This window comes from Hyphomicrobium sp., from assembly GCF_035572195.1.
Lineage (GTDB): Bacteria > Pseudomonadota > Alphaproteobacteria > Rhizobiales > Hyphomicrobiaceae > Hyphomicrobium_B.
This window is the reverse complement of the sequence record NZ_DATNBA010000078.1, coordinates 1-4,713: the sequence shown is the minus strand read 5'-3', so window position 1 is coordinate 4,713 and position 4,713 is coordinate 1. Positions and strand designations below refer to the sequence as shown.

General features: G+C 62.7%; 4 protein-coding genes and 1 pseudogene. 4 read left to right on the top strand and 1 reads right to left on the bottom strand.

All coding sequences use genetic code 11. The annotated features are described in order from the left end of the window. The first annotated feature begins 142 nt into the window (after positions 1–142). Positions 143–1,207: a hypothetical protein gene (locus VN623_RS07105; protein WP_325569540.1), complete on the top strand. Its 1,065-nt coding sequence runs from the start codon at positions 143–145 to the stop codon at positions 1,205–1,207. 71 nt (positions 1,208–1,278) lie between these two features. Here VN623_RS07105 and VN623_RS07100 read toward each other — a convergent pair whose 3' ends face one another. After that, positions 1,279–2,652, bottom strand: coding sequence for a transposase (locus VN623_RS07100; RefSeq protein ID WP_325569538.1), 1,374 nt, complete (start codon positions 2,650–2,652; stop codon positions 1,279–1,281). 202 nt (positions 2,653–2,854) lie between these two features. Here VN623_RS07100 and VN623_RS07095 point away from each other — a divergent pair, with 202 nt between their 5' ends. From VN623_RS07095 to VN623_RS07085, 3 genes and pseudogenes are all read left to right on the top strand, one after another. Further along, complete coding sequence (locus VN623_RS07095) at positions 2,855–3,445, top strand: GNAT family N-acetyltransferase (protein WP_325569536.1); 591 nt, start codon at positions 2,855–2,857, stop codon at positions 3,443–3,445. A 145-nt stretch (positions 3,446–3,590) separates the two neighbouring features. Further along, complete coding sequence (bcp, locus tag VN623_RS07090) at positions 3,591–4,067, top strand: thioredoxin-dependent thiol peroxidase (protein WP_325569534.1); 477 nt, start codon at positions 3,591–3,593, stop codon at positions 4,065–4,067. Positions 4,068–4,075: 8 nt separating this feature from the next. Then, positions 4,076–4,713: pseudogene (locus VN623_RS07085) on the top strand (hypothetical protein); the annotation flags it as partial.

Genomic DNA, 4,713 nt, shown 5'->3' with positions numbered 1-4,713 from the left:
CCCCTCTTACCCGCTTAGCCGCCTCGCCGAACCGAGCTAGGTCCGCCGGGGGCTTTTTGCTACGATTCCCCCTCGCCGGGCAGGCTGAATGCTTTCGTCGCGCCGGTGCGCGGCGCCACGAATCGTGCGCTGGAGATTTCCGATGCCTTGTGGCCATCGTCGAATAGGGATTGGTTTCGCCGCCATCGCGGCCGTCGTCTTTGCCGCGACCCCGGCGAGCGCCCAACGCGCGCCCAATCGGCAAGCCGCGACGTACGGCGATCCATCCGCCGAGCGGCAGCAGCCGGCCGGGCCGCGGCAATACCCGGCGCCGGGCGGAACGTCGCTGAGCCGGCGGCTGCCGGGGGTGCCCGTCCCCAGGCAACCCGCCGGCCCCTCCGTCGAGCGCCGCGCAGCCCCCTACTTTCGATTAAGCCCCGAGGACGAAGCCGTCGTCCAGTTGGTGCTCAAGAAGTGGGAGGAGAAGAACGCCGGCGTCAAGACGTTCTCGTGCAGCTTCACCTTGAGCGAATTCAACAACCGCTTGCAACTCAACCCTCGACAGCCGCAAGAACCGGTCAAGCGGACGGGAAGATTGAGCTACGCGGCGCCCGACCGGGGAATGTATCAGGTCGATTCCGAGCCGGATAAGAACAACGGCGAGCATTGGGTTTGCGACGGAAAAGCGATCTATGAGGTCCGCGAGGTTCCGGAGAAGCAAATCATCGAACGGCGCCTGCCCGAAAACCTGAAGGGGAAGGCGATCGCCGACGCTCCCCTGCCGTTCGTATTCGGTTCGACGGCGGAAAAGATGGAGCAGCGATTTTGGATTCGCGTTTCGACGCCCGACAGGAACCACACCCAGATAGATTTGCGGAAGGGACAGGTGCTGCTGGAGGCCTTGCCCAAAACGCAACAGGACGCCGCGAATTTCCAGTTGGTGCAAGTGATCTTTCTGGAAAAGGACATGACGATCTTTGCGATCAACGAATTCCTGCCCAATCATGCTCCGAACAACGAGCATCGGCTGATGTATGTTTTCGATCGGCCTTCGATCAATAGTCCGCTGGAGCGTCTGAAGAACCTATTCAACAAGCCGGAGAACAAGCTCGGCTATAAATTGATCGTCGAGCCGGCGCCGGGAGAGGAGACCCTGCCGCTACGTTCGCTGCCGCCCGCGGCAAATTCGAAAAGCCGCTCAGCGCCGCAAGGCGCCTCGAGACGGTGAAGGCCCAAAACGCCAGGACCGAAGCTACGGCGTTAGCAGCGTGTTGAACTTGTCATGTTTTTCGGCGGGATTCATGCGAGCCCGCGTCGCGACCGACCGAGGCGGACGGAGGGCCGGACGGTCTCGGAAACGAATTCCCGGCGCAAGACGAGCTTCCAGAGCGTCGCAAGGACCAAGTAGAGGGACAAGACGAGGTCCGCCAGCGCCTGCAACCCCCGCGGCGTGCCCATCTTGAACAGCACGCGCATCAGAAGGCCGAGATTGTGCGCGGCGGCTGCGATCAGATGCCGTTTGCGAACCCTCTCGATGCCGTGCAGCCAACTGCGTCTCGCCCCGCCCGTCTCGCAGACGTGCGCGAACGTGCGCTCTACGAATTCGCTGCGCAGGCGTTGCAGACGCTTCCCGCGATCGCCGCGCGTGCGACGGCGATTGGCATGGACTGCCGTGCGTTGCTCCGGCGGCTTGTCGGTCCAGCGCCGATTTCCGGCACGCGCCGGCTCGGGGATGTACGTGCGATACGGCGTGTGCTCCGCGAGCGTCGCGAGCGTCTCGGCCGAGTGATAGCCCTTGTCCGCCGCGACGTTTCGGATTTGCGCCGAACTGCCGGCCGCCTCTTGGTTGATCTGCGCCTGATGCAAGCTGTCCTCAAGGGTCTGGTGATCGGACTGATTGGCATGATAGACCTCGGCCGCCAGGATCAGATTCGTGTCCAGGTCCACGACGTGCTCGGCCTTGTAGGCCAGGTGCGTCGTGCCGTCCTTCATGCGGGCGATGCGGCTGTCGGGGTCCGTCGAACTGACCCATTCGTCGTTGGAAACCTTCTTGTTCTTGCGGCCTTTGTCATAGCGACGCAGCTCTTCGTCCGTCGGCTGCGCGTCCTCGGCGATCACGCCTTCCTCTTGCATCAACCTCGTGACGTACTGCTTCCAGTCTTCGCCGTTGTCCCGCCGGACGATGCTCTTCATCGCCGCGTCGGCTTCCAGCGTCGTCGAATCGACGGCCACGTTCTTTCCTTTGAGCAGTTTCTTCTCATCGGCCAGCTTCAGGATCCAAGCGAAGACCTCCAGGTGCAATTCGAACGGGAGACGCTCGCGAATCCTGGACAAGGAGGAGTGGTCGGGCGATTCTTTCGCGGCCGGCACTCCCAAAAAATCCCGGATCGACAGGCTATCGCTCGAACGCCAAGCGATCCCGCGTTGCGAGCCGATGCCCTCGAAGTAGCCGACCAACAGCATGCGGAAGTAAGTCCCCGGCGGGATGCCTTCGCGTCCTTGGCCGTCGGCGTAAAAGGGGCGGCAGCATTCTTCGAGCCAGGCGTCGAAACCGGCTTCGGCCAACAGCCCGTTCAGCTTCCGATAGAAGACATGTCCCGGCGACCGGGGCAGCCGATCCGCCGGAATGAACAATTCCTGCTGCTGCTCCGTCTTCCGCTTGCCCAGCGCCATCGTCCGACCTCCCTGCTGCGGCTCGAAAATCGCCCGCCGCAATGTAGCGCCCGCCAAGCAGATTTTCAACGGGCTGCTATCGGGCGGCGAGCGCTTTCGTTGCGATCTGGCTCGAGTCTTGCTCGCAGGACGGCCGCTCGTTGCGTTCGACGAATTCAGCAGCGTCGTGGATCGGACGGCCGCTCAGATCGGCGCCGCAGCCGTGAGCAAAGCGATTCGGTCGGGCCGATTCGAGCAACGGTTCGTGGCGGTGACGTGCCATTACGACGTGTTGACCTGGCTCGAACCTGACTGGGTGCTCGACATGGCGACACGGCATCTCTCCCGAGGCCGGCTTCGGCGAAGCGAGTTGCGACTGCGAATCTATCGCACTCGCCGCTCGGCTTGGCGAGTGTTTGAGCGACATCATTATCTAAGCGGCCGGTTGGCCCCTTCCGCGCGATGCTTTGTCGGCTTTCTCGGCGAGACGCCCGTCGCATTTGCGGGCTTCTTGCCGAGCATCGGCCATGCCGGCGTGCGGCGCGTGACTCGGCTGGTTGTATTGCCCGACTATCAGGGCATCGGCATCGGCTCGCGTTTTCTCGCCGAGGTCAGCAAGCTCGTGCGCGCCGATGGCCATCGAGTGACGATCACCACGAGTCACCCGGGAATGATCGCCCACCTTGCCCGTTCGCCGCTGTGGACGATCCGCGCCATCAAACGCACCGGCAGCTCGCCGCATGGAGGCCGCAACCGCCGGGACATCACGAGCCGCGGCCGTGCCGTCGTTTCAGCGGAATTCCAAGGCGATTAAGCGGCAAATTTTCGACGGGCGGACCCAGTCATCGTGCGCGGCGGTCCCGCGGCCCTATCGCGCGCCAACCGGCGGGCGGTTTGCTATAATCCCCTGGAGTCGATTGGAATACATATCGTGAGAGTCGGACTGAGAGGAGACGCCCGTGAGCGACTGGATCGAAGAAGGAAGCAAAGCGGCCGAGTTCACGCTGCCCGCCGATGATGGTTCGAAGGTGAAGCTCAAGGATTTGCGCGGCGGCCCGGTAGTCCTCTACTTCTATCCCCGTGACGACACGCCCGGCTGCACTAAGGAAGCATGCGCGTTTCGCGACCGCCGGAAAGACCTGGTCAAGGCCGGCGCCAAGGTGTTCGGCGTCAGCACCGACGACGTGACAAGCCACGTGAGATTTCGCGACAAATACGAATTGAATTTTCTCTTACTGGCCGACAGCGATCACAAGACGGCGGAAAAATATGGCGCCTGGCGCGAAAAGAACATGTACGGAAAAAAGTCGTGGGGCGTGCAGCGCTCGACGTTTCTGATCGACGCCGAGGGGATTGTGCGCAAGGTTTGGAAGAAGGTCTCGGTCGACGGTCACGACCAGCAGGTGCTCGAAGCCCTCGCCAAGTTAGGCGGCTGACCCTCTTGATGGCCACGCCGATCTACTTCATCGCAATGACGATCGCCGCGTCGACCGCCTGCTGGGTGTTGAGCCGAGCGGCGCGCGAGCCCGATTTTTCCGCGCGAGACTGCAACTGGGCCTGCGTCGCGGTCCTCGCGCTGGGCGGGCTGTTCGCCGTCGGGCTTGGCGAAAACGGATTTGGCACGATGCGCTTATTCTGTTATGGATTGTTCGGCTTTGCCGCTTTGACGGTCTGCTATGGCGCCTGGCTATTGCACCGCCGCTCGCACCGCGCAGCGCTGCTATTGGCCATTGCATGCGTTGCGCTCGAAGCCGTGGCCGTCGACGCGTTTCTGATCGAACCGCGCTGGTTGGAGGTGACTTATCAAACGCTCGCCAGCGACAAGCTTTCGCGACCGATCCGGCTGGCGATCATCGCCGATTTGCAGACAGACCGGATCGGCGGGTACGAGCGCGGCGTAATGACGCGCGTGATGGCGGAGCAGCCCGACCTGATCGTGATGGCCGGCGATTATTTGCAAGAATACAACAGCCGGCGGCGGGCCAAGCTGCGATCGAAGCTGCGCGCGATTTTCAAGGATCTCGACTTTCGTGCTCCTCTGGGCGTCTATGCCGTCGGCGGCAATGCCGATTTGCCCGATTG